Consider the following 19,944-nt stretch of genomic DNA (forward strand, 5'->3'; position numbering starts at 1 on the left):
GTACGAATCAACCTAAGATAGTTAGCGCAGTGTTTTTACTTACAGTTGCATTTAGACAGCAAGAAGGAACTTTTCATGGAACAATTGCCAGAGAATCTTCAGCGTTTACGTGGACAAGTTGCCATTGTTACTGGCGCATCACGGGGAATTGGTCGCGCCATAGCTTTAGCTTTAGCCACAGAAGGCGCAAACGTAGTAGTAAACTACACCAGTTCCAGTAGCGCAGCTGAAGAAGTGGTAGCCAAAATTAACAGCTTGGGGTGTGAAGCAATAGCTTTGCAAGCAGACGTTTCTCAAGCTGAACAAGTAGACAGTCTCCTAAATTCTGTTACGGAAAAATGGGGTCGAGTTGATATTTTGGTCAATAATGCCGGAATTACCCGCGACACGCTTTTATTACGCATGAAACCTGAAGATTGGCAAGCAGTAATTGACCTGAATTTAACAGGCGTTTTCCTCTGTACTCGTGCTGTTAGCAAAATAATGTTAAAACAACGTTCTGGTCGAATTATTAATATTACTTCTGTAGCCGGACAAATGGGTAATCCCGGTCAAGCAAATTACAGTGCTGCTAAAGCTGGCGTAATTGGTTTTACAAAAACAATTGCTAAAGAATTTTCCAGTCGAGGAATTACAGTAAATGCTGTGGCACCAGGATTTATTGAAACTGATATGACCAGCGATTTAAAATCTGAAGAAATCCTCAAATTTATTCCTTTAGGACGTTACGGAAAACCCGAAGAAGTTGCTGGTATGGTGCGGTTTTTAGCTGCCGATTCTGCTGCCGCTTATATCACGGGACAGGTGTTTAATGTGGATGGTGGGATGGTAATGGCGTAACTATTTTTAGATTTTAAATTTTAAAACTTCAAATCTTGGAGCAGGGGAGGTAGAACCTCCCAGATAGCGTTCCCAGGTTGAACCTGGGAACGAAAAGGGTACATTTAAGATTCACTGGCGATGGATTTCAGACGACAACCAATGTTGAATATGCTGGCACCACATTCCAGACGTATCTCTGCTTTGGTTTCTAAGTTCTTTGCACTACAGCTAACGTAGCCATTATTATCAGTGTCCCTCATCATACATTCGATGGGTTGAGCATTGGCAAGTTTAGACCACTTATTTAGCCCCATAGTTGACACCATGTTGACCCAATAGAAGTTTAAGGTAAATATGCCAATAGCAAAGATAGCCAAAAGTGTACCGATGATGCCAGCTTTCAGTTTCCAATTATTTAAAAATCCGCTTGTTGTAGCTGGAACTACTTTTTTTGCAGGAGGAGTTGTAACGGTAGGAGTTACAACGGTTGGGGATTGATTTGTTGTTTGTTCTGGTTGAGTTTCAGACATGGGAGCTTTCCTAATCCATTAACTCATAAACTTTACAGCAACCGTTAGAGGGAAGGTAGCCACAAGTAAACTGTAACATCTTCCCTTCTGAGCTTCACTTTAGTAACGATCGGGAGCAAAAATTTCTTTCTTTAGGATGAATTTAGATGATGCTGGTATGAACTGCTTAGAGGGTAAGTGACAAATACACCGTCAGGAGTTTGTGAAGTTAAGAGAGGTGAGTTGGTGTAGCCAGTGTGAATTATTTTAGCTGATAAAGATAGGTGAATGCTCCTGGTTGCTCGAAGTAAGTAATTTTTTGACCGATGCGATCGAGCCGAGGTTCAACTATCTCTGCTCTTTTATCTTTTAAGCCAATTCCAGAGAACAAAAACCACACTCTCGGTTGATTTTGTAGTTGATTAAATTGCTTCTGAAAGTTTGACCAAACTTGGTCAGATATTTCTTCTTTTTTCAAAAAGTCATTATAACCAAGCACATATTGAGACTTAGAATAACCATATTTTCCTGCGTAATATTCTAACTGTGCTGAAGCTCCTCCACCATCACCAAACAGTACATCGTTAGGTTGTTGATGCGCTTTGATATAGGCAATTACCGGACGAAGTTCATATTTAGTTTCTGGCTGAAATAAGTATTTTCCAGCTTGAAATGAAGCAGGTAAAATCAGGGAGCAACTAATAATTACTCCGAGAATTCCTACATAATTTCGTCGTTTTGTTTGGTTAAATTTGGCAATATTAAGTTGAGACAAAAGAAAAGCTGCACCTTCAGCAATAATTAAAATAAAATATGGAGTCAAAAACAGAATTAAGCGTGTCCGAAAGGGATATTTATGCAAATAAGTAGCAGTCAATGTCGCCAAAATAGGAGAAATTAAAATTAATAAGTTAATTCGGTTGCTTCTATATAAAGTAATGCCACCGATGATAAAAGCCAGGATAGCAATTCCATCGGCTACACCAACGAAACCTAATGGTTTATGAAAGAATCTGCCTATAGAGTCTAGCAACCAAAGAATATCAAAAATACTTTTGGGATATTCTGGACTCCAAGCCGATTGGAGCGATTCATTTTTTATCGATTTTGAGATGATGAAGAGGTAGTAAAGTGCAAAACCAATTAACCAAATTAAATAAGCAGGTAAGCGATTAATTACGATCGCTTTTCGTTTTTGAGGAGAACTAGTAATCAAGCAAGCTAATTCAACTCCTCCTAATGGGAAAATAGCAGTATGAGAAAACCACATTGCAACTATTCCCAGGAATCCTAATAAGAAGACTTTGCTTTTTTTCAGGATGCGATCGCGCAACGGAATCAACAGTAAACAGAGCAATAATCCTACCATAATGTCGCTAGAATATTGCTTGACTTCGGTGGCATAATAAAGGGGATATTTTAAACAACTAAATAAAATTAAACTAATGGGTAGAGCGATCGCCGATACAGTCCATTTTCCTATTTGATAAAGTGCCAATAAAGAAACAATTCCGGCAATTAAAGGAAATAATCGCAGTGAATATTCATTGTTACCAAATAACTGTACAGCCAGTTTTTCTATCCATAAAAATCCTGGGGGTGCTGCTTGATCGTAATCCAAAGGTTGCAGTAATTCTAAGTAAGAGCGATCGACGATATTTAGAGCGATATATGCTTCATCTCCCCATAAAGAACGATTGCTGATGTACTGCGCCAAACGGATAATGATGCCGAATGCGATCGCTAGAAAAGCTAACTGATTAATAAATTTGTTGGTTTTTTGTTGCACCTTGCTTGTATCTGCGTAACTTTCAGGTAAAGTAGCCACTATTTTCAATTGTCCATCAAAAATAAAAATTAATAGAAGACATTATCTCACAAATTGGCTTGCCCATATCACCATAAGTACGGGAGAGTCAAGAATTTAGCTTTTATCTCTTATTTTTATAGCTAAGAATTCATCAGTCGTTGTACTTGGATTTGTACATCTGGAAAAGCAAGAGGAGAGACAAACCCAGTTTTAAAAGTTTGTTCGGTAGTGTAGCGCCCATTTTCTAAATCTCGAAAAACTTTAAGTTCCCTATCCTGAAGATTTACTACCCAATATTCAGCAATACCCGCTTCGCCATAAACTGCTTTTTTCTCGTTTAAATCTTTGTCAAGAGTAGTGTTGGAAAACTCAATCAGCCAAAAAATGTCATTGGGATAGGGATGGTGTTCTAGATAAACTGCTCCCAATGGTTTTACAATTGCTAAATCTGGAATCGGTTCCGAGTCATTGGGTAAAGTGATGGGGTGCGCTTCACGAATTTTGACTCGATTTCCTAGCAATACCCGTAAGTAATCGCCAACTTCGCTATTGTAGTAAGCGTGAAGTTCTCGTTCTGGTGGCATAACTACAATATCTCCCCGTAATAACTCAACAGGCTGATCGTCAAATAGCCCTGCATCGATCGCCCGATGATACCTTTCAATTGTCCATTTGTAAGTAGCGATCATAGTAATCAAATCTGAGAACGCCCAAAGGCAAGGGTGATTTAATATTTTTAGTATGGCAAATTTGCGAGCGAATTCGTATCTTACAAGTATGACAACTACGACAATTCTGGCATATTTCTTAATCATTTGCTATTTCGCGATCGAGCGTTTGTTAAGAAAAGGAAAAAACGCTCTCAGCCTTCAATAGGAATGCTATGGCGTGTTTACCGGATTCAAGCAGAGGAAGAAATGTTAGAAACTGCATTCAAAGAGCAATACAAAGTCTACCAAGAGAAAACTTGGAAGCTGATTCCATTTATCTATTAACGCAAGTTGCTAGTTATAACTGTAGATTTTTCTTAGCCCCCCTTATCAAGGGGGGTTGGGGGGATCTAAACTTGGAAACACAGCGTTAGATCCCCCCTAGCCCCCCTTGCAGAAGGGGGGAACAAGAAAAAATTAATAACTAGCAACTTGCATTATTAGTATTGCAGTCAGCCACCCAACAGAAGAATAATTTAGCAATGATAAAAACATTTCAAGCTTGGTTAAAGGGAAATCATTTACAGTGGATTGGTGAGAAACCTGAGTTTGGCGATCGCACTATCCAAATACAGATTACACTGATAGAAAATGAGAATGTCTAATTGTCCACGTTGTCATCAACCAATTAAACCCCAAGCAATTACTTGTCCATATTGCCGTTTAGAGTTAAAAGCTCACGGTCATCCAGGTATTCCTTTACACCGTGCCACCGGGGAAGCGCCATTATGCGATACTTGTGTTTATCATGCAGATGATACTTGTAATTATCCCCAACGACCTCATGCTAGAGAATGTACGCTTTACCAAGATATTAATATACCAAAGATAGAAGTTAAACCGCAACCTAATCAATCATTTAAGTTTTGGTTTAAGCGTAATTTACTTTGGATTCTCTTGCTAATTTTATTGTTTATTAGTTTTTTAATAACCCTTTTGCGGTAGCATTCACACTAAAACAAACTGGCAGTGGCAGAACTTTTTAACCCCGATGCTTCTGGCAGAGTTGGTAAATTTTCTTCACTTATCTCTTTATGTTGGAAAACTGCCAAATCAAACCAGAAAGTTGTGCCTACCCCAACTTCGCTGACTAAGTGAACTGTGGTGTGATGTTTTTCGATAATGTTGCGAACAATGGAAAGTCCTAATCCTGTTCCTTCTAGGGTATGTACGCGATTTTCGACTCGGAAGAACCGCTCAAAAATTGCTTCTTGATCTTCTGGTGCAATGCCAATTCCGGTATCAGAAACCTCAATTCTTACCTGAGGTGTTTGGGTTTGGGTATGGGAGTTTTCTTCTGGGTTTAAAAGATAAGCACGAACGGTTACTTTACCACCAGAAGGAGTGAATTTTAGGGCATTACCTATTAAGTTAGCAAACACTTGTAATAGTAAATCGTAGTGTCCTAAAACTTGTGGTAAATCAGGCTCAACTTCCTGAATTAACTCAATACCTTTATCTTTAGCGTTGAGTTGGTAAGTTCTGAGGGTTTGTTCAATTGGTTGGGCAATATCTAAGGCTTCAAAATGATAGATACGGCAGGATGATTCTAACCGAGTTAATTCTAAAACATCATTGACTAGACGAGTTAGGCGATCGGTCTCGCTATTCGCTGTCTCTAAAAATTCCTTACGCTGTTCTTCGTTTAAATCTTCGCCGTATTCGTGCAAAGTTTCAATGAAAGATTTAATATTAAATAAAGGCGTTCTCAACTCATGGGAAACATTACTAATAAAATAACTTTTCGCCTCATTGAGTTCCGCTTCGCGAGTAATATCTTGCACCGTCATCGCAATGCCCTTGACACTTTCCCGATATTGGTCGAGAACAGTAGTTAATAAAATCCTAACCGTGCGATTTGTCGGTTGAGTTAATGTCACCCGAAATTCTGCACCTTCTTTATCACTTTCGTCTTTTGCCATTTGATAAAGTGGTCGAGTTAATTCAGTGGTGACTTCTTGGGGTAGGTGATACAAAACATTTTCACCCACTACATTAGCAACTTCCCAACCAAAAATTCGTTTAGCAGTGGGATTAACTAAAATTATTTGTAAATTAGTATCAAGTAAAACCGCACCATCAGCAATTGTGGAAACCAAAGTTTCTAATTTCGCTTTTTCTGCGGTCAACTCTTCGATATTTTGTTCTTCATAACTTTCTAACCTTTCTGCCATTTCGTTGAAGCTGGAAATTAACTCGCCTAATTCTCCTCCCAATGGCAAATTAATCCGCTGCCTGAAGTTTCCCGCAGCGATATTTTTTACCCCTACTACTAATTCTTTAATTGGTTGAGTAATTGTTAAGGCATTAATCACGCCACCGAGAATTACCATTACCCAGATTGATACGAAAACTGCGATCGTCACATCTCTAGTTAAATGAGATGATGTAACTACAGTCGGATTCGGATTAATCCCAATTGCCAAAACTCCCAAATATTTGCCACCCTGAGTTAAAGGCACAAACACATCAGTAACTTCCCCGTTTGGAGTGCGATGCTGACGAATCATTGGCAACTCAGAATTGCTGGCATAATCTGGAGGCAGTTGTATCCGACGTTCGATAGTTAACGAGTTTTGGACTTCCGACTGCCAAAAAGGAAGACCAAAAAAGATTTTCCCATCTTTATCCGCATAAAGCATATAGCGGACGCTAGAAGTATTGTCGAAGAAACGTTCGGAAAAACGTGCGACTTCCGTCAGATTATTTTCGGCAATTAGGGGAGAGACATTAGTTGCCAAGAGGATTCCCAAGTCCCGACCAAAACGGGTATCGTTGAGACGAGCATCCTCTTGGATGGTATTAACTGCCCAAAAAGTCAGTCCACTCATCAGCAAAGAGACTATCAAGGTAGCAGCTGCCATTAACCTTGTTTGCAGTGTAAACTCTGACCACCAATGGGCGATAGCTTCGCGAATTGTTTTCAGGAGGACCAGCATCTTGAGAAAGCATGGAGGACAACAAAGGGTTTGGCAATGAGACAAACTTCATCGCTATTCATACTTTAAAGGCTATTTGCGAAAAAGGTTAGACGATCGCTTTGTCACCGATATCCCGTCGATAGTATGCGCCTGCAAATTGGATTTTATCGACAGCAGTGTAAGCTAGAGCTTTGGCAGTACTTATATCTTCGCCTATAGCAGTAACTCCTAAAACTCTACCTCCATCGGTGACTAAAGTATGCTCGAATTTAGTCCCTGCATGAAATACTACTGCGCCAGTTGACTCAGCTTGAGAAATGCCTGTAATTTCTTTACCTTTGGGGTAATCTCCGGGATACCCAGAGGAAGACATGACTACACAAACACAAGCGCCTGATTTCCAGCGAATGGTCGGCATTTCGCCAAGTCGCTGTTCCACACAAGCTAAAATTAATTCTTCTAGGGGAGTTTCCAGCAAAGGTAACACAGCTTGGGTTTCTGGGTCGCCGAAACGACAGTTAAATTCTAGGACTTTTAATTCGCCTTGGGGGGAAATCATTAGTCCGGCGTAGAGTACGCCGCGATAGTCGATGTGGCGTTTTTTTAGGGTGGCGATCGCTCTTTGCAGCACTTCTCGTTCTATCCTTTCCATAAGGGAAGGTGTCACCAAAGGCGCAGGCGCATAAGCACCCATTCCCCCAGTATTCGGCCCTGTATCTCCCTCACCAATCCGTTTATGATCTTGAGCAGGGATTAAAGGGCGAATTGTCACCCCATCCGTCAAAGCTAAAACGGAAGCTTCCTCACCAATTAAACATTCTTCAATTACTACGGTGACTGGGGACTGGGGACTGGGGATTGGGGACTGGGTTATGCTTTTGCCAATTTCTTGTTTAAAGATAGTGGTAATTGCTGTTTGTGCTTCTTCTACTGTTTGCGCGACTATTACGCCTTTTCCCGCTGCTAATCCATCTGCTTTTACCACAATCGGTGCGCCTTGTTGGGTGACGTAAGCTTTCGCCGCTTCTGCATCGGTGAAAGTTGCAGACTTCGCTGTTGGAATTCCCGCTTCTGCCATTAAAGCTTTTGCCCAAGCTTTGGAAGCTTCGATTTGAGCACCTGCTTTGCTAGGGCCAAAAACTGGGATATTTTGAAATTCTAAAACATCAGTAATTCCCAAAGCTAGGGGAACTTCGGGGCCAACAACGACTAAAGAAATGTTATTTTTTTGAGCAAAATTGCCAATTCCGGCAAAGTCATCGACGGATAAGGGGACATTTTGGCATTTTTCCATTATCGCTGTTCCGCCATTACCAGGAGCTACGAATACTTGTTCTACTTGAGAAGATTGTAAGAGTTTCCAAGCTAGGGCGTGTTCTCTTCCGCCATTACCAATTACTAATATTTTCACTTTGTCCTCACACTTATAAAGATAGATGCTAATTTCACAGTTTATGGGCGGGTAATAGTATAGACGATTTTGGATTTGGGGTTAAAGAATTACCCCCCTGGAGTTATAGTTGGGGGGGAAGTGCGATCGTATCCATTGAATTCTCTTAATTATTTTCCGACAAGGTATCAGCCGCAAAATTTCTCGCTGCTGTCCTCACCAATTCCAAATCCAAGTTTAATCTTTCCGCAATTTGTTCAATACTTAACCCTAATTCCAACAACAAAGGTACTGTTTCCAATTTCCCTTCTAATTTCCCTTCTTGTTTACCTTCCAATTTCCCTTCTTGTCTACCTTCCTGTCTACCTTCCTGTTTACCTTCCGCTTTTGCTTCTTGATAAAATCTGGTTTGTTTCAAGTCACTTAAACTGAACATAGCTTCTATCTCCTCGCGACTTAGGTTGGTAAATTTATAAATCAATACTGACTCTATTAATTCTATAACTTTCCGCCTGGTTGTTTCATCTGCCAACTGTCTCTGCGCTAGTTCTAAGAGTCGCCTAGTACGTTCAACTGCTGACTCTGAATTTTCTACCACTAGCTGCACCATACCAATTGGTAATGATGGTTCAGTTCTATCGATCAATTCATCTAAATATACAACAATTACTTGTTGATTTTGGACTAGTCCTTGGTAGTGAATTGGGATTCCTGGATCTAAATCCCGATTAGCAAATATAGCAACTGCACACCAATTATTTCTAGGTCGATATTGTCCTAAGTAGACAAAAATTTCGGTAAAGAACCGCCAATAAAAATCTGATCTTGGTTGAAACTGGACTTCGACAAAGTAAATAGGTTGCTCTGGCGAATTTTCATGAGGTATAAATAATCCATCTAATCGACGTGCCAGTTCTTTGACTTCTTGAGAAGAGAAGCTATAATTGTTAGCTAAGGATGGAGGTCGATCGATCAATTCAAATAATAAACTGGGGAAAGTTTGAAACATTTGATAAAAGATTGTGTCGGTTCTCACAAGGCAAATGAAATTTTTTACTTTCTGCTGATTATACCATTGTTTGAATAAATTTCGTTTTGATATTAAAGTTGAATTAGAGAGGGTAATGATGAGTATGTCAATATTAGAGAAATTAGCGAAACAGCCTTTAGAGGAAAAGTTGGTAACTTTAAATAGCATTACTTGGGAACAGTTTAAAGCAATTGAAACCCAATTGAAAAATAATCGGGGAGTCAGATTAACTTATTTATTAGGAGTGATGGAAATTATGTCTCCCATTGGAGAGGAACATGAATATATTAAAAGCACTTTCGGACTTCTTTTAGAAGCATACATGAGAGAAAAGGGAATGCGATTTTATGTTCGTGGTGGATTTACTCTTGAAGAACCAGGTTATGCTTCTGGTACGCCCGATGAATCTTATTATATTGGCAATAATAAAGAAATTCCAGATATTGCGATCGAAATTATCGTCACTAGTGGCACAATTAACCGTAAAGAATTGTACCAATCTAAAAAAGTCCCGGAAGTTTGGTTTTGGAAATCCAACCAAATCAAAGTTTTTCGTTTAAACGAATCAGGCGAATACGAAGAAGTCAGCAAAAGCCAATTTTTCCCCGATTTGGATTTCAGCTTATTGCTTCGTTATTTAGCACATCCAGATCAATACGATGCCATCAACGAATTCATCCAATCTATTCGTAACTAATAACTAAATTACCCAACCGAAATCCATCTGTGTTTATCTGTGTTTATCTGTGGTTAAAAAAGCCAAAACTCCCAACTCCCAACCCAAATATTAATCAACAACATCTGCGTTTATCTGCGTGCATCTGCGGTTAAATAAAAATCCTATTCAACCTTTTGCTGATTATACCGTTCCTTAAAAACTCTTTGCTGGATTTTATGCTGAACAATTGGCAAGGGATAACCTAATTTTTCTCGTTGGGAATCTGAGATTTCGCCAGTAATTAGTTGTTTGGTGGGGAGCGATCGCAATTCCACCACCCACTTTCTGATATACTCCCCATTAGAATCGAATTTCTCTGCCTGAGAAGCGGGATTAAAAATTCGCAAAGGTTTTGGGTCCATTCCACTAGAAGCACTCCATTGCCAACCGCCATTATTAGCAGAAAGATCCCAATCATATAGGTTTTGGGTAAAATATTTCTCTCCCATTTTTGGGTTAATTATTAAATCTTTTGTCAGAAAACTTGCAACAATCATTCGACAACGGTTGTGCATCCAACCAGTTGATTTTAATTGTCTCATCGCTGCATCAATAATTGGATAACCTGTTCTTCCTTCGCACCAAGCTTGAAAATGTTCTAAGTTATTGTCGTAAGGAAAGCTTTTAAAAACATGGCGATAAGCGCCTTCTGCAAGTTCGGGAAAGTGATACATTGCGTGTTGATAAAACTCGCGCCAAGCTAATTCTTGTTGCCAAGTTTTCACATTTTCTTGTGCTTCGTCGCTGCTACTTCCCGCTATGGCGTTAATCGTAGCATCCCAAACTGTACGAATCCCAATTGCGCCAAATTTTAACGCTGCACTCAGTCGAGATGTACCATCAATCGCCGGAAAATTACGCTTTTCTCTATAGTTAAAAATCGCTTCATTACAAAACTCTTCTAACCTTTCCTGGGCGGCGGTTTCTCCAGGTGCTAACATTAATTCTTTATCCCAAATAAAGCCTAAATCTTTCGCGGTTGGTAAGGGAATGGCACCTGCTTGATTGATTGCTTCTTGTTGTTGTGCGGTTAAGGTTTCTCGGTTTTGAAATGTGTCAACTGGCTCGGTTTTTGGTTTGCTAATCCAGTTTTTCCAAAAGGGTGTGTAAACTGTGTAGGGTTGTTTAGCACCTGTTGCTATTTCGCCTGGATAATGCAATAATTGATCCCAGAATGTTTGAATGGGGATTCCTTGGTCTTTTAGGGTTTGGGTAAGGTGGCGATCGCGCTCTCTAGCATAAGGTTCTACATCTAAATTCCAAAATACAGCCTTCGCATTTAAAGCAGTTGCTAACTTAGGAATCTCTTTAATTGGTTGACCTTTTAAAATAATTAATTGGCTTCCTGATTGCAGATAATTTTGTTGTAATTCCTGCAAACAACCAATCATATAAGTAACTCTGACTGCGGCAATATCCTCACTTTCTAAAATATTTGAATCGAGGCAAAAAACACCGATAACTTTCGGGCTTTGTTGGTTCGCTGCTGCTAATCCTATATTATCGGAAATGCGTAAGTCTCGACGGTGCCAGAAGAGAATTGGGTTAGTCATATTAGATTTTTTTACGCAGATGAATGCAAATGTTGTTTATTTAGGTTTGGGTGGGGATGCAATAAGTTTAGTTTTTAACCACAGATGAACACAGATGAACACAGATAATATAGTTAAATTTTGGTTTGTTTTTGTCCATCTGTGGTTAGATAAATAACGAAATTATTTGAGAAAAGGACGTGCCATAAAGAAGCTAGTTACAGATTTTGCGTCTACTGGTTCGCCGGATAAAATTGCTTTCTCCAATTCTTCGGGAGTGAGGAAAACTGTTTCCATATCTTCGTCCTCATCTTGTTCTGGAGGCTTTTCTAAAGGTTGCAAATCTTGAGCGAGAAAAGCGTAAATTATTTCATCAGAATAGCCGGGGGCGAGGAAAAATTCGCCTAACTTTTGCCATTTATTGGCACGATAACCTGTCTCTTCTTCAATCTCTCGCTGAATCGTAGAAAATGGATCTTCATTAATTTCTATAGTTCCAGCGGGAAACTCTAATAAACGTCCTTGGGCAGCAAAACGATATTGACGTAATAATATTAATTTACCTTCAGGAGTTACGGGAACAGCTAAAGCACCACCAGGATGACGAATACATTCCCAGTCGCCTTCTACTTTGTTAGGAAGACGTAACCTAGTTACTTCAAAATTGAATTTTCGACCTTGATAAAACAGGCGTTGTTTAATAATTTCTGGCGGTTCTTTACCTAATGGCATAGTTAATTTCAGATTTTAGTCACACCTGAACAGTCTACCTCTTGCACGAGTTGCTCGATCGCTTTTCCCGATACAGGTTCTCTCCAATTTGGCGCAATTTCTGCCAAAGGTACCAAAACAAACGCCCTTTCTCTCATACAGGGATGAGGTAACGTCAGCTTAGGAGTCTCTAAAATTAGATTATCGAACAATAATAAATCTAAATCTAAAATTCTTGGCCCCCAGCGTTCTTGACGCACCCGACCAAATCTAGCTTCAATGGCTAATAGCCTGTATAGCAACTCCTGCGGACTCATCTCTACCTTGAGCAAAGCGCACCCATTCAGGTAATCTGGTTGTGGTGGCCCAACAGCTTTAGTATGATACCAGCTAGACTGAAGCTCTAACCTAATTCCAGGGGTTTGGTCAAGAATTTTCAGGCTAGATTCCAGAATAGCGCGAGAGTCACCCAGATTACTGCCTAGAGCGATCGCACTTTGCCCCCATTTTCCCATACACCAAAATTCCCCAATTCGATTATCATAAATTAATTCTTTAGAATGAGCCTTTTAGCGAACCAAGAAGCGTTAATTAATAATAAGGCGATTTCCGGCGCTAAATGACTAAACCTACGTACTTTGCTAATTTCTCTTAATAAATAGCTGTACTTTGTAGGTTAAAAATGTTCCCATAGTAGTAAAAATAGTTTGCGAAGCTTGCCAGCTTCCCTATCAAGCCGGAACGCTTCCTAGCTAATATAACAAGGTTGCAATAGTTGAGATTAAAAACATGGAAACCAAGGAAACGCAACAAACAACCCCCACTGTAGAAGTTACCGTCGATCAAGGTGGCCCGATCATCACCAATACACCTGGTAGCACATCTACCAGTCCAGTGCAAGAGTATTGGGATATTTTCGTCTCCTATTTGGCTAAATTACCAGATTATCTGGGTGACTTCTTCAGCACCTACCAAAAGCCCTTAATTACCCTCGGTTTGATTGTAGGCGCTTTTGTCACCGTCAAAGTCACTCTAGCCGTACTTGATGCACTGGATGATATTCCTCTACTCTCGCCTTTCTTTGAATTGGTGGGTATTGGTTACTCCGGTTGGTTTGTATACCGCTATTTACTCCGCGCCTCAAATCGTAAGGAGTTGGTTGACGAAATCAATGGCTTAAAAAATCAAGTAGTCGGCGGAAATAAAACACCAAAACTCTAATTAGGAATTAACCGCTTTTAGAGTTTTCTTAAATCCAAAACCAAAACGTCCGGGAGTTCTCGGACGTTTTAGTTTTACAGAAATTAACCATGTAGACGAGAACGGATGAGGTTACTCTAATCCCACCCCAGTTTTTGCTGAATTTTCTAACTGTTCTTTGCTCAAACTACTAACTTTTTGTTCAGAAAGAAGGCTGTGAATACTATCGAGTTGCTTATTGATTTTATCGATATCTCTATAAGCATTTCTTTCACTTAATAGAGATACTACGTATTGATTAAAACTGACTTCTTCTCGTTCAGCATTTTCTACTAACTGTTGATGTAAAGAGCGTGGCATTCGGAGTAAAACCCTTCCACTGTACTGATTTTCTGTCGATGGCAAAGGAATATCATTACCCTGTTCGTAGACAGCTTCAATCCACAACTCACGGGCTTCTTCAATGTTGGACATTGCCTCATCAACTGTTTCCCCCTGAGTCATGCAACCAGGTAAGTCTTTAATCTCTATTACATATCCCACTTCTGGATCCGAATCGGGGTAAAGGGTAATAGGATATTTAAGACTTAGGTAAAATTCTAATGATTCCCGCTCAGTTTTCTTCTTCTTCGGCATTCAAATCCTTTTACGATATTATATATAGTATCATATACCAGCAAAAAAACTTGAATTGTTAGTTCTCCTTTACACAGCACTTGGCAAGATTGGGAAAATGAGCCTTTGGAGAGAACACTTCTCAGCAGTTCGATCGCAAATTAGTAGATAAAGAAAAATAGCCAGGAAAAATTTAAAATGAATGCCACAGAAACAACAGGGAAATTACCCGAACTTCCCGAAATGATGACAGAAATGGGTAAACTGGCAGCGCAAGCTGGAGAAGTGATGGCAAAGGCAGCATCAGAATTTATGACCATCGCCGCTTATAATGCCGATAAAACCGGAAAAGCTGCTATGGAAACAGCGACTATTCTCAGTGAAGTAGCAGGGAAACAAGGCTATGAGTTGATTGAAAAGAGTACCCAAACTGCTGGGGAAGCGGTTGCTGCTGTTTCGGATAACTGGTTAGTTAAAAATGTCAGTGGCTTTTTGAAGTTGGATTGGATCTTTGCTGGGGTGGATCGAGTTGACTTGGAAAAAGCAGCAGCAGCTGTGAAAAAATTGCAAGGGGAACATCCAGAAGAATCGCCTAGAGAAATCGCTCATCGGATTATAGTCGAAAAATCTACTTATGCTGGTGGTGTTGGTTTGGTTAGCAGTTTTGTCCCAGGAATAGCTTTGGCTTTGTTGGCGATCGATCTAGTCGCCACTACTAGACTACAATCCGAAATGATCCTGCAAATTGCCGCTGCTTATGGCTTAAACTTACAAGAACCCGCACGTAGGGGAGAAGTATTGGCAATTTTTGGCTTGGCGATGGGTGGTAGTAACGCTGTGCGATTGGGTTTAGGTACTTTGCGAAATGTGCCGATCGTGGGAGCAGCCATTGGTGCTGGTACGAATACGGCTATGTTATACTCCTTGGGGTTAGCAGCTTGTCAGTTTTACGAAACTAAGCTTAAATCAGCAAACTAACAGTAAATTCTCAATTAGTTTAATCGCTCCTTAGCTTTTAGAGTTGAGGATTGTTTGCGATCGCGATCGCATCTTGCAACTTGGTGAAATCACAGAGTAATTTACAAGAATTTTCCATATTGGAAACGATCGTATGTTGAAAAACGGCATCCAGATGAGAAAAGAATCATGAAAATTAAATTAACTATAAAATGGCTACTGGAAATAATAGCCTTACAATTTTTAGCCTTAAGCGCAGGTTGGTTACTTTTACTGTATTTTGTTAAATCCAATTGGTGAAGAGAAATTGAAATTGCCCAAATAGCTACCACTTGAAAGATACAAAGGCTATCCTAAGAAGCAACTCCTTTTACTAAAGCAACAATGACTCATAAATTTAACTTGTCCTTGTGTCTGTTAACGAGTGCAATTTGGGCTAGTACTAGTATCCCCGTTGTTTTTTCCCAAACTCCCCCAGCGACTACTCAACAAGTTCCAGTCACTATCCCTCTTCCCGCACCAAGTTATAACAATGCGGCTTTGATTGCACAAGATTTGCCAACCGGGTTTAAAGAAATTCCCCCAGAATTAGCAAAAACAATTCAGACTCAATTTGAAATTCTCAGCACTCAATTGTCAAAAGCCGGAATGAAGCCGGAAAAGTACTTTGCATTTGTAGACGAAAAGACTTTGCAAATAGTTGTTGGTTTTACTGGTTTAATCTCGAATCCGTCAGATCAGGCAAATTTTGATTCGACTGTCAAACAACTGCAACAGCCAGAGTATCAGAAACAAATGATCGATGACATTAAGAAAAATATCAAGCCAGATCAAGCATTGAAAATTCTCGAATATGGTATGGTTCCTACTGTAAATAATAGTATTGCTGATACTTCTTCGGGAATGACTGTGGGAATTGATATGCAGGGGCAACTTTTACAGTTAGATTTAGCCGCTTTTCGGCGCAGTAATGTGGGAGCTTTTACTGCTATTATGTACCGCAAGGGCGATCGACCAACTGTAAATTTAGATGATATTGCTCGTAAGTTAGATACTCGCATTGTGCAAACAGCGACGGGAACAATTCCTACTGGTACAACTAATACTCCAATGGCTCCTTCGGGAACAACTCAAATGAAATAATGGTCAATAAAAATAGGTTTATGGCGATCGATACCTATGCCATAAACCTATTTTTCCTATTTTTATTACCAAAAACCGAGAAGATTATGTCCTCAATTTACTATCGTTTTATTCGTGGCAAATTTGTAATTGTTGGTAAAGAGCCAGATGGCGATTCGGTAAGATTTGTAGCGGATAAACCAGATTTTTACCGAGAGCTTTATCGGTCTTATCGAATTAAACCTTCTCGCAATGATGGCAGCGTACAATTAAGATTAGAAGCTATAGATGCGCCGGAAACTCATTATGGTAAGTTTGCCCAACCTTTGGGGAAAGAAGCACGCGATCGCTTTTTGCAATGGATTGGTTTTACCGATATTCAATACAAAGGCGATCGAGTAACTGATTCTAATCCAAAAACAGTATCAGGTGCAATCCTTACCAAAGCTGCTGATGTTAATGGTCGTCCTATTAGTTATCTTATCTTAGAAGATGCAAATTTTGATGACGGAGAATGGATAAAAGTAGACGAGCAATTATTAGAAAAAACCGCCAATTTTTATCTACTTTCTCAAGGAACTGCTTACTATACAGTTTACACTTCTACTCCACTGTTACATCGACAGTTTTTTCGGCAAACAGCCAGAAAAGCAGAACAACAAAATTTAGGAGTTTGGGAAAAAGATGCCACTAGTGAATTTGTTTTAGAAGAATTTGAAGATATTGGCCCGGAAGGACAATTAATTTTACCTAAGCTTTTTCGGCGTTGTATAGATTATTTAAAATCTCAAAGTGAAGGATTTCGAGGTAATCTACAAGACTGGTTAATTGGTACTTCAGAAATGGTTTCTCGCAATGAAAACGATCGCTTATTAATTAATGATTCTTGGCCTGAATTGCGCCTAAGTGACATAATTGAACAACGTAATCGTCGCATTGTATTTACGGCTGATTTGTTGGATATCACATTTTTAGAAAAATGAAGGATTTCTTAATAACTGCTCAGGTGAAAAAGCTTTTTTCCAGAGTTACAATAAAGTTATCCGAATTTGGCTAGACCAAAGATGGAATATATTTTTGTGATTTTAATAATTCTGGCTACTTTAGCTGTTTCGGGTTTAAAATTAGACCGCGAGTATCAACGCGGTGTGATCTTTCGGTTGGGCAGAAGTAAAGGAGTGATGGGGCCAGGAATGTACTGGATTATCCCCATTATTGACCAAAAAGCCCAAGTAGATATTCGCACCAAAACTGTAGATATTGAACCCCAAGAAACGGTAACATCTGATAGCGTGACAATTCGCGTCAATGCAGTGCTTTATTACCGAATTATTGATCCAATGAAAGCCATTACTAAAGTCGAAAATTACCAAATGGCAGTTTATCAAATAGCTTTGACGACTTTAAGAAATGTGGTGGGTCAAAATATCTTAGATGATGTGTTGCAAAATCGGAATAAGATTAGTAATAAGGTAAAGGAAATAGTTGACGACATCACCGAACCTTGGGGAATTGTGATCGAACGAGTGGAAATGAAAGATGTAGAAATTCCCTCAACAATGCAAAGGGCGATGGCGAAGGAAGCGGAAGCTATTCGGGAAAAACGCGCCCGCATCATTAAAGCGGAGGCGGAAAAAGAAGCATCGATTAAATTAGCAGAAGCTTCCCAAAATATTGCCGCAAATCCCGCAGCTTTGGAATTACGAAGGCTGCAAATGCTCTCAGAAATTGGGGCAGAAAACAACACAACCACAATTATTATGTTGCCTTCAGATGTAGTGCAAGCTGCTAAGAATTTGTCAGCAATTTTGCCCAATAGACATGAACAGGAGGCAAATTCTTTGCAGCCAAAAGAAGTTTTTACATCTGAGAAAGTTGCGGAGGACGACCTCTTAAACCCGTCATAAGTTGTAGGGCATACTTTTTAATAGGGGTGATGTTGCGTAACATCCATAAACCGAAACGGCGGATAAAAATCAAAGGTAAAAACTGATTAGAAAATGTTCGGTTTAAGAAATCAGTAAATCCCAAAATTACCCAATTTTCTCGTTTGCGCCAATTTTCGTAACGTTTGAGGACTTGGATGTTACCAATATCTTCGCCTTTTTGTTGAGCAGTTTTGAGAATTTGGGCGAGGGCAGCTGCGTCACGAATGCCTAAATTCATGCCTTGTCCGGCGACGGGATGACAACCATGAGCAGCGTCACCAATTAAAGCTAATCTGGGTAAAGTGTAGCGATCGCTCTGCATTAACTGTACTGGAAAAATGTAGCGATCGCCCAACAATTCCAACTTACCAAACTTGCCACCCGTGTAATATTCCAACTTCTGCAAAAACTCGGTTTCATCTAATTCTTGCATAGCTTTAGCATCTGCGTGAGGCCAAGTCCAAACAATTTGAAATCTATTATCTGTTAACGGCAAAACTCCCATCGGACCGCTAGGCCAAAAACGCTCGTAAGCTACATTATTGTGAGGTTTTTCTGGTTTAATGGTAGCTATCAGGCAAGATTGCCAATAACGCCAACCCTGAGTTTTAATTCCCGCAGCTTGACGAATGCGAGATTTTGCCCCATCAGCACCCACAAGTAAGCGAGTTTTAATTGTTTGCAATTCGCCATTTAAGCGCAATTGAATTTCCACAAAATCTGGTTGATAATCTGCTTTTAATACTTCTGCCGGACAAAGATAGGAAACATTCGGACAAGTTTGTAAAAAGTCCTGCAAAGCTGTTAATAAAACACGGTGTTCCGCAGCATATCCGAGTCTATCTGTTGCCAATTCTGGGGGATGAAATTGGACGATTTTGGGATAGTCAGCATCAGATAATTGAATTTGCTTAAAACTAGTAATTTGCGGTTCTATTTTGTCCCAAATGCCAATTCCCTGAAAAATACGTCCTGAAAGCAGGGAAATGGCGTAAGCGCGTCCTTTGGCGACGGAGACAGACTCGACTTGTGCTTCAATTAACGCCACACTAAGTCCAGAATCTTTTAAAGCAGCGGCGAGGGTAGCGCCGACAATACCACCACCGACGATTGCTAAGTCGTAGTCTAGTTTAGTTTTAGATGTTGCGTTTAGTGACATTCTTAAGTTAGTTGGTCTTGTGCGATCGATTTTATCTATCTTTATTGTTAAGGTTTGGGCAAATCTTTTCAATATTGGGTTTCTTGGATTGTTGTAACTACTACGAATATATCAGATATGATATAAATATCCACATGGACGAAACTGATAAGCCTTTAGTTTGGTTACACGGGGAGGTCAAAACACCTCCTTTCAGTCAGGAAGCACGAATAGAGGCAGGTGTATTGCTCAGACGATTGCAGCAGGGCGAAAACTTAGGACTACCTCACTCAAGACCGATGCCCAGTATAGGGACACATTGCCATGAACTACGGATTCGAGACACAGACAAAAATTGGCGAATTATTTATCGCATTGATGAAGATGCAATTCTGATCTTAGAAGTCTTTAACAAAACAACTAGAGCAACACCAACCAGTGTAATTGATACCTGCAAAAAACGAATCAACCAATACAATAAAGATACACAGGATTAAGATTATGGAAGAAGCTAAAAGAAAACGTTTAGAAGAAAAAGGCTGGAAAGTTGGCACTGTTTCCGATTTTTTAAGTCTTACTCCTGAAGAAACTGCACTCATTGAAATTAAGTTGGCTCTGAGTCGTCATTTAAAAGAACGGAGACAAAAATTAATGACGCAAACAGAATTGGCAGAGAAATTGCACTCAAGTCAACCGCGAATAGCTAAAGCAGAAAATGGTGATGCTTCTGTTTCTATGGAATTGCTGATTCGGGCAATATTGGCAACAGGTGCCACCCCTCAAGAAATTGGACAAATCATTGCACAAGTTGGTTAACGGAATACTAATAAC

At 39.8% G+C, this 19,944-nt stretch carries 21 protein-coding genes and 1 pseudogene; 11 read left to right on the forward strand and 11 right to left on the reverse strand.

Annotation, left to right across the window (positions count from 1 at the left end):
* Nucleotides 1-75 precede the first annotated feature (75 nt).
* Nucleotides 76-840: a 3-oxoacyl-[acyl-carrier-protein] reductase gene (gene fabG / locus ACE1CA_RS25515; protein WP_413280951.1), complete on the forward strand. Its 765-nt coding sequence runs from the start codon at nucleotides 76-78 to the stop codon at nucleotides 838-840.
* Between the two features lie 104 nt (nucleotides 841-944).
* Here the strand turns inward: fabG and ACE1CA_RS25520 are convergent, their stop codons facing one another.
* The 3 genes from ACE1CA_RS25520 to ACE1CA_RS25530 form a co-directional block, all read right to left on the reverse strand.
* Complete coding sequence (locus ACE1CA_RS25520; protein WP_413280950.1) at nucleotides 945-1,352, reverse strand: hypothetical protein; 408 nt, start codon at nucleotides 1,350-1,352, stop codon at nucleotides 945-947.
* A gap of 241 nt (nucleotides 1,353-1,593) precedes the next feature.
* Nucleotides 1,594-3,159 carry a glycosyltransferase family 39 protein gene (locus ACE1CA_RS25525; RefSeq protein WP_413280949.1) on the reverse strand — a complete coding sequence of 522 codons (1,566 nt, stop codon included), beginning with the start codon at nucleotides 3,157-3,159 and terminating at the stop codon, nucleotides 1,594-1,596.
* Nucleotides 3,160-3,281: 122 nt separating this feature from the next.
* The gene (locus ACE1CA_RS25530; protein ID WP_459563706.1) at nucleotides 3,282-3,830 is read right to left on the reverse strand and encodes a Uma2 family endonuclease; all 549 of its coding nucleotides are present in this window, start codon (nucleotides 3,828-3,830) and stop codon (nucleotides 3,282-3,284) included.
* A gap of 503 nt (nucleotides 3,831-4,333) precedes the next feature.
* On the opposite strand from ACE1CA_RS25530, the gene ACE1CA_RS25535 reads away from it, so the two are divergent.
* Both ACE1CA_RS25535 and ACE1CA_RS25540 read left to right on the forward strand, forming a co-directional pair.
* Entirely contained in the window at nucleotides 4,334-4,456 is a 123-nt protein-coding gene (locus ACE1CA_RS25535) for a hypothetical protein (RefSeq protein WP_413276173.1), read from the forward strand.
* Nucleotides 4,443-4,796, forward strand: a complete 354-nt coding sequence (locus tag ACE1CA_RS25540) for a hypothetical protein (RefSeq protein ID WP_459563560.1) — start codon at nucleotides 4,443-4,445, stop codon at nucleotides 4,794-4,796. Before ACE1CA_RS25535 ends, ACE1CA_RS25540 begins: the two co-directional genes overlap by 14 nt.
* 8 nt (nucleotides 4,797-4,804) lie before the next feature.
* Here ACE1CA_RS25540 and nblS read toward each other — a convergent pair whose 3' ends face one another.
* The 3 genes from nblS to ACE1CA_RS25555 all read right to left on the reverse strand — a co-directional run bounded on the left by nblS (nucleotide 4,805) and on the right by ACE1CA_RS25555 (nucleotide 9,198).
* On the reverse strand, nucleotides 4,805-6,790 hold the full coding sequence (nblS, locus tag ACE1CA_RS25545; RefSeq protein WP_413276175.1) for a two-component system sensor histidine kinase NblS: 1,986 nt from the start codon (nucleotides 6,788-6,790) through the stop codon (nucleotides 4,805-4,807).
* An 88-nt stretch (nucleotides 6,791-6,878) separates the two neighbouring features.
* Nucleotides 6,879-8,183, reverse strand: coding sequence for a phosphoribosylamine--glycine ligase (purD, locus tag ACE1CA_RS25550; protein ID WP_413276176.1), 1,305 nt, complete (start codon nucleotides 8,181-8,183; stop codon nucleotides 6,879-6,881).
* A 145-nt stretch (nucleotides 8,184-8,328) separates the two neighbouring features.
* The gene (locus ACE1CA_RS25555) at nucleotides 8,329-9,198 is read right to left on the reverse strand and encodes an Rpn family recombination-promoting nuclease/putative transposase (protein ID WP_413276177.1); all 870 of its coding nucleotides are present in this window, start codon (nucleotides 9,196-9,198) and stop codon (nucleotides 8,329-8,331) included.
* Nucleotides 9,199-9,295: 97 nt separating this feature from the next.
* On the opposite strand from ACE1CA_RS25555, the gene ACE1CA_RS25560 reads away from it, so the two are divergent.
* On the forward strand, nucleotides 9,296-9,889 hold the full coding sequence (locus ACE1CA_RS25560; RefSeq protein WP_413276178.1) for a Uma2 family endonuclease: 594 nt from the start codon (nucleotides 9,296-9,298) through the stop codon (nucleotides 9,887-9,889).
* A 143-nt stretch (nucleotides 9,890-10,032) separates the two neighbouring features.
* Here ACE1CA_RS25560 and ACE1CA_RS25565 read toward each other — a convergent pair whose 3' ends face one another.
* The 3 genes from ACE1CA_RS25565 to folK all read right to left on the reverse strand — a co-directional run bounded on the left by ACE1CA_RS25565 (nucleotide 10,033) and on the right by folK (nucleotide 12,668).
* Entirely contained in the window at nucleotides 10,033-11,463 is a 1,431-nt protein-coding gene (locus ACE1CA_RS25565) for a cryptochrome/photolyase family protein (RefSeq protein ID WP_413276179.1), read from the reverse strand.
* 162 nt (nucleotides 11,464-11,625) lie between these two features.
* On the reverse strand, nucleotides 11,626-12,174 hold the full coding sequence (locus ACE1CA_RS25570; RefSeq protein WP_413276180.1) for an NUDIX hydrolase: 549 nt from the start codon (nucleotides 12,172-12,174) through the stop codon (nucleotides 11,626-11,628).
* A gap of 8 nt (nucleotides 12,175-12,182) precedes the next feature.
* The gene (gene folK / locus ACE1CA_RS25575) at nucleotides 12,183-12,668 is read right to left on the reverse strand and encodes a 2-amino-4-hydroxy-6-hydroxymethyldihydropteridine diphosphokinase (protein ID WP_413276181.1); all 486 of its coding nucleotides are present in this window, start codon (nucleotides 12,666-12,668) and stop codon (nucleotides 12,183-12,185) included.
* 274 nt (nucleotides 12,669-12,942) lie between these two features.
* Here folK and ACE1CA_RS25580 point away from each other — a divergent pair, with 274 nt between their 5' ends.
* Nucleotides 12,943-13,374 (forward strand): CAAD domain-containing protein, encoded by a 432-nt coding sequence (locus ACE1CA_RS25580; protein ID WP_413276182.1) that lies wholly within the window; start codon nucleotides 12,943-12,945, stop codon nucleotides 13,372-13,374.
* Nucleotides 13,375-13,626: 252 nt separating this feature from the next.
* Here ACE1CA_RS25580 and ACE1CA_RS25585 read toward each other — a convergent pair.
* Nucleotides 13,627-13,989 (reverse strand): annotated as a pseudogene (locus tag ACE1CA_RS25585) (type II toxin-antitoxin system HicB family antitoxin); the annotation flags it as partial.
* Between the two features lie 177 nt (nucleotides 13,990-14,166).
* Here ACE1CA_RS25585 and ACE1CA_RS25590 point away from each other — a divergent pair.
* From ACE1CA_RS25590 to ACE1CA_RS25605, 4 genes are all read left to right on the forward strand, one after another.
* Nucleotides 14,167-14,946 carry a hypothetical protein gene (locus ACE1CA_RS25590; protein WP_413276184.1) on the forward strand — a complete coding sequence of 260 codons (780 nt, stop codon included), beginning with the start codon at nucleotides 14,167-14,169 and terminating at the stop codon, nucleotides 14,944-14,946.
* A 363-nt stretch (nucleotides 14,947-15,309) separates the two neighbouring features.
* Complete coding sequence (locus ACE1CA_RS25595; protein ID WP_413276185.1) at nucleotides 15,310-16,068, forward strand: hypothetical protein; 759 nt, start codon at nucleotides 15,310-15,312, stop codon at nucleotides 16,066-16,068.
* Nucleotides 16,068-17,030 carry a thermonuclease family protein gene (locus ACE1CA_RS25600; protein ID WP_486517538.1) on the forward strand — a complete coding sequence of 321 codons (963 nt, stop codon included), beginning with the start codon at nucleotides 16,068-16,070 and terminating at the stop codon, nucleotides 17,028-17,030. Before ACE1CA_RS25595 ends, ACE1CA_RS25600 begins: the two co-directional genes overlap by 1 nt.
* A gap of 81 nt (nucleotides 17,031-17,111) precedes the next feature.
* Nucleotides 17,112-17,954: a slipin family protein gene (locus ACE1CA_RS25605; protein WP_413276187.1), complete on the forward strand. Its 843-nt coding sequence runs from the start codon at nucleotides 17,112-17,114 to the stop codon at nucleotides 17,952-17,954.
* Here ACE1CA_RS25605 and ACE1CA_RS25610 read toward each other — a convergent pair.
* Nucleotides 17,908-19,134, reverse strand: coding sequence for an FAD-dependent hydroxylase (locus ACE1CA_RS25610; protein ID WP_413276242.1), 1,227 nt, complete (start codon nucleotides 19,132-19,134; stop codon nucleotides 17,908-17,910). The genes ACE1CA_RS25605 and ACE1CA_RS25610 overlap by 47 nt on opposite strands.
* 134 nt (nucleotides 19,135-19,268) lie before the next feature.
* Here ACE1CA_RS25610 and ACE1CA_RS25615 point away from each other — a divergent pair, with 134 nt between their 5' ends.
* Both ACE1CA_RS25615 and ACE1CA_RS25620 read left to right on the forward strand, forming a co-directional pair.
* The gene (locus ACE1CA_RS25615; RefSeq protein ID WP_413276188.1) at nucleotides 19,269-19,610 is read left to right on the forward strand and encodes a type II toxin-antitoxin system RelE/ParE family toxin; all 342 of its coding nucleotides are present in this window, start codon (nucleotides 19,269-19,271) and stop codon (nucleotides 19,608-19,610) included.
* Nucleotides 19,611-19,614: 4 nt separating this feature from the next.
* Nucleotides 19,615-19,929 carry a helix-turn-helix domain-containing protein gene (locus ACE1CA_RS25620; protein WP_413276189.1) on the forward strand — a complete coding sequence of 105 codons (315 nt, stop codon included), beginning with the start codon at nucleotides 19,615-19,617 and terminating at the stop codon, nucleotides 19,927-19,929.
* Nucleotides 19,930-19,944 lie beyond the last annotated feature (15 nt).

This window comes from Floridaenema evergladense BLCC-F167, assembly GCF_041929205.2.
Taxonomy (GTDB): Bacteria; Cyanobacteriota; Cyanobacteriia; order Cyanobacteriales; family Aerosakkonemataceae; genus Floridanema; species Floridanema evergladense.

Excerpts from the sequence above, each read along its gene's own strand:
- fabG (WP_413280951.1), top strand. The coding sequence starts at position 76 with ATGGAACAATTGCCAGAGAATCTTCAGCGTTTACGTGGACAAGTTGCC.
- ACE1CA_RS25520 (WP_413280950.1), bottom strand. The coding sequence starts at position 1,352 with ATGTCTGAAACTCAACCAGAACAAACAACAAATCAATCCCCAACCGTT.
- ACE1CA_RS25530 (WP_459563706.1), bottom strand. The coding sequence starts at position 3,830 with ATGATCGCTACTTACAAATGGACAATTGAAAGGTATCATCGGGCGATC.
- ACE1CA_RS25535 (WP_413276173.1), top strand. The coding sequence starts at position 4,334 with ATGATAAAAACATTTCAAGCTTGGTTAAAGGGAAATCATTTACAGTGG.
- ACE1CA_RS25540 (WP_459563560.1), top strand. The coding sequence starts at position 4,443 with ATGAGAATGTCTAATTGTCCACGTTGTCATCAACCAATTAAACCCCAA.
- nblS (WP_413276175.1), bottom strand. The coding sequence starts at position 6,790 with ATGCTGGTCCTCCTGAAAACAATTCGCGAAGCTATCGCCCATTGGTGG.
- ACE1CA_RS25560 (WP_413276178.1), top strand. The coding sequence starts at position 9,296 with ATGTCAATATTAGAGAAATTAGCGAAACAGCCTTTAGAGGAAAAGTTG.
- ACE1CA_RS25565 (WP_413276179.1), bottom strand. The coding sequence starts at position 11,463 with ATGACTAACCCAATTCTCTTCTGGCACCGTCGAGACTTACGCATTTCC.
- ACE1CA_RS25570 (WP_413276180.1), bottom strand. The coding sequence starts at position 12,174 with ATGCCATTAGGTAAAGAACCGCCAGAAATTATTAAACAACGCCTGTTT.
- folK (WP_413276181.1), bottom strand. The coding sequence starts at position 12,668 with ATGGGAAAATGGGGGCAAAGTGCGATCGCTCTAGGCAGTAATCTGGGT.
- ACE1CA_RS25580 (WP_413276182.1), top strand. The coding sequence starts at position 12,943 with ATGGAAACCAAGGAAACGCAACAAACAACCCCCACTGTAGAAGTTACC.
- ACE1CA_RS25590 (WP_413276184.1), top strand. The coding sequence starts at position 14,167 with ATGAATGCCACAGAAACAACAGGGAAATTACCCGAACTTCCCGAAATG.
- ACE1CA_RS25595 (WP_413276185.1), top strand. The coding sequence starts at position 15,310 with ATGACTCATAAATTTAACTTGTCCTTGTGTCTGTTAACGAGTGCAATT.
- ACE1CA_RS25600 (WP_486517538.1), top strand. The coding sequence starts at position 16,068 with ATGGTCAATAAAAATAGGTTTATGGCGATCGATACCTATGCCATAAAC.
- ACE1CA_RS25605 (WP_413276187.1), top strand. The coding sequence starts at position 17,112 with ATGGAATATATTTTTGTGATTTTAATAATTCTGGCTACTTTAGCTGTT.
- ACE1CA_RS25610 (WP_413276242.1), bottom strand. The coding sequence starts at position 19,134 with ATGTCACTAAACGCAACATCTAAAACTAAACTAGACTACGACTTAGCA.
- ACE1CA_RS25615 (WP_413276188.1), top strand. The coding sequence starts at position 19,269 with ATGGACGAAACTGATAAGCCTTTAGTTTGGTTACACGGGGAGGTCAAA.
- ACE1CA_RS25620 (WP_413276189.1), top strand. The coding sequence starts at position 19,615 with ATGGAAGAAGCTAAAAGAAAACGTTTAGAAGAAAAAGGCTGGAAAGTT.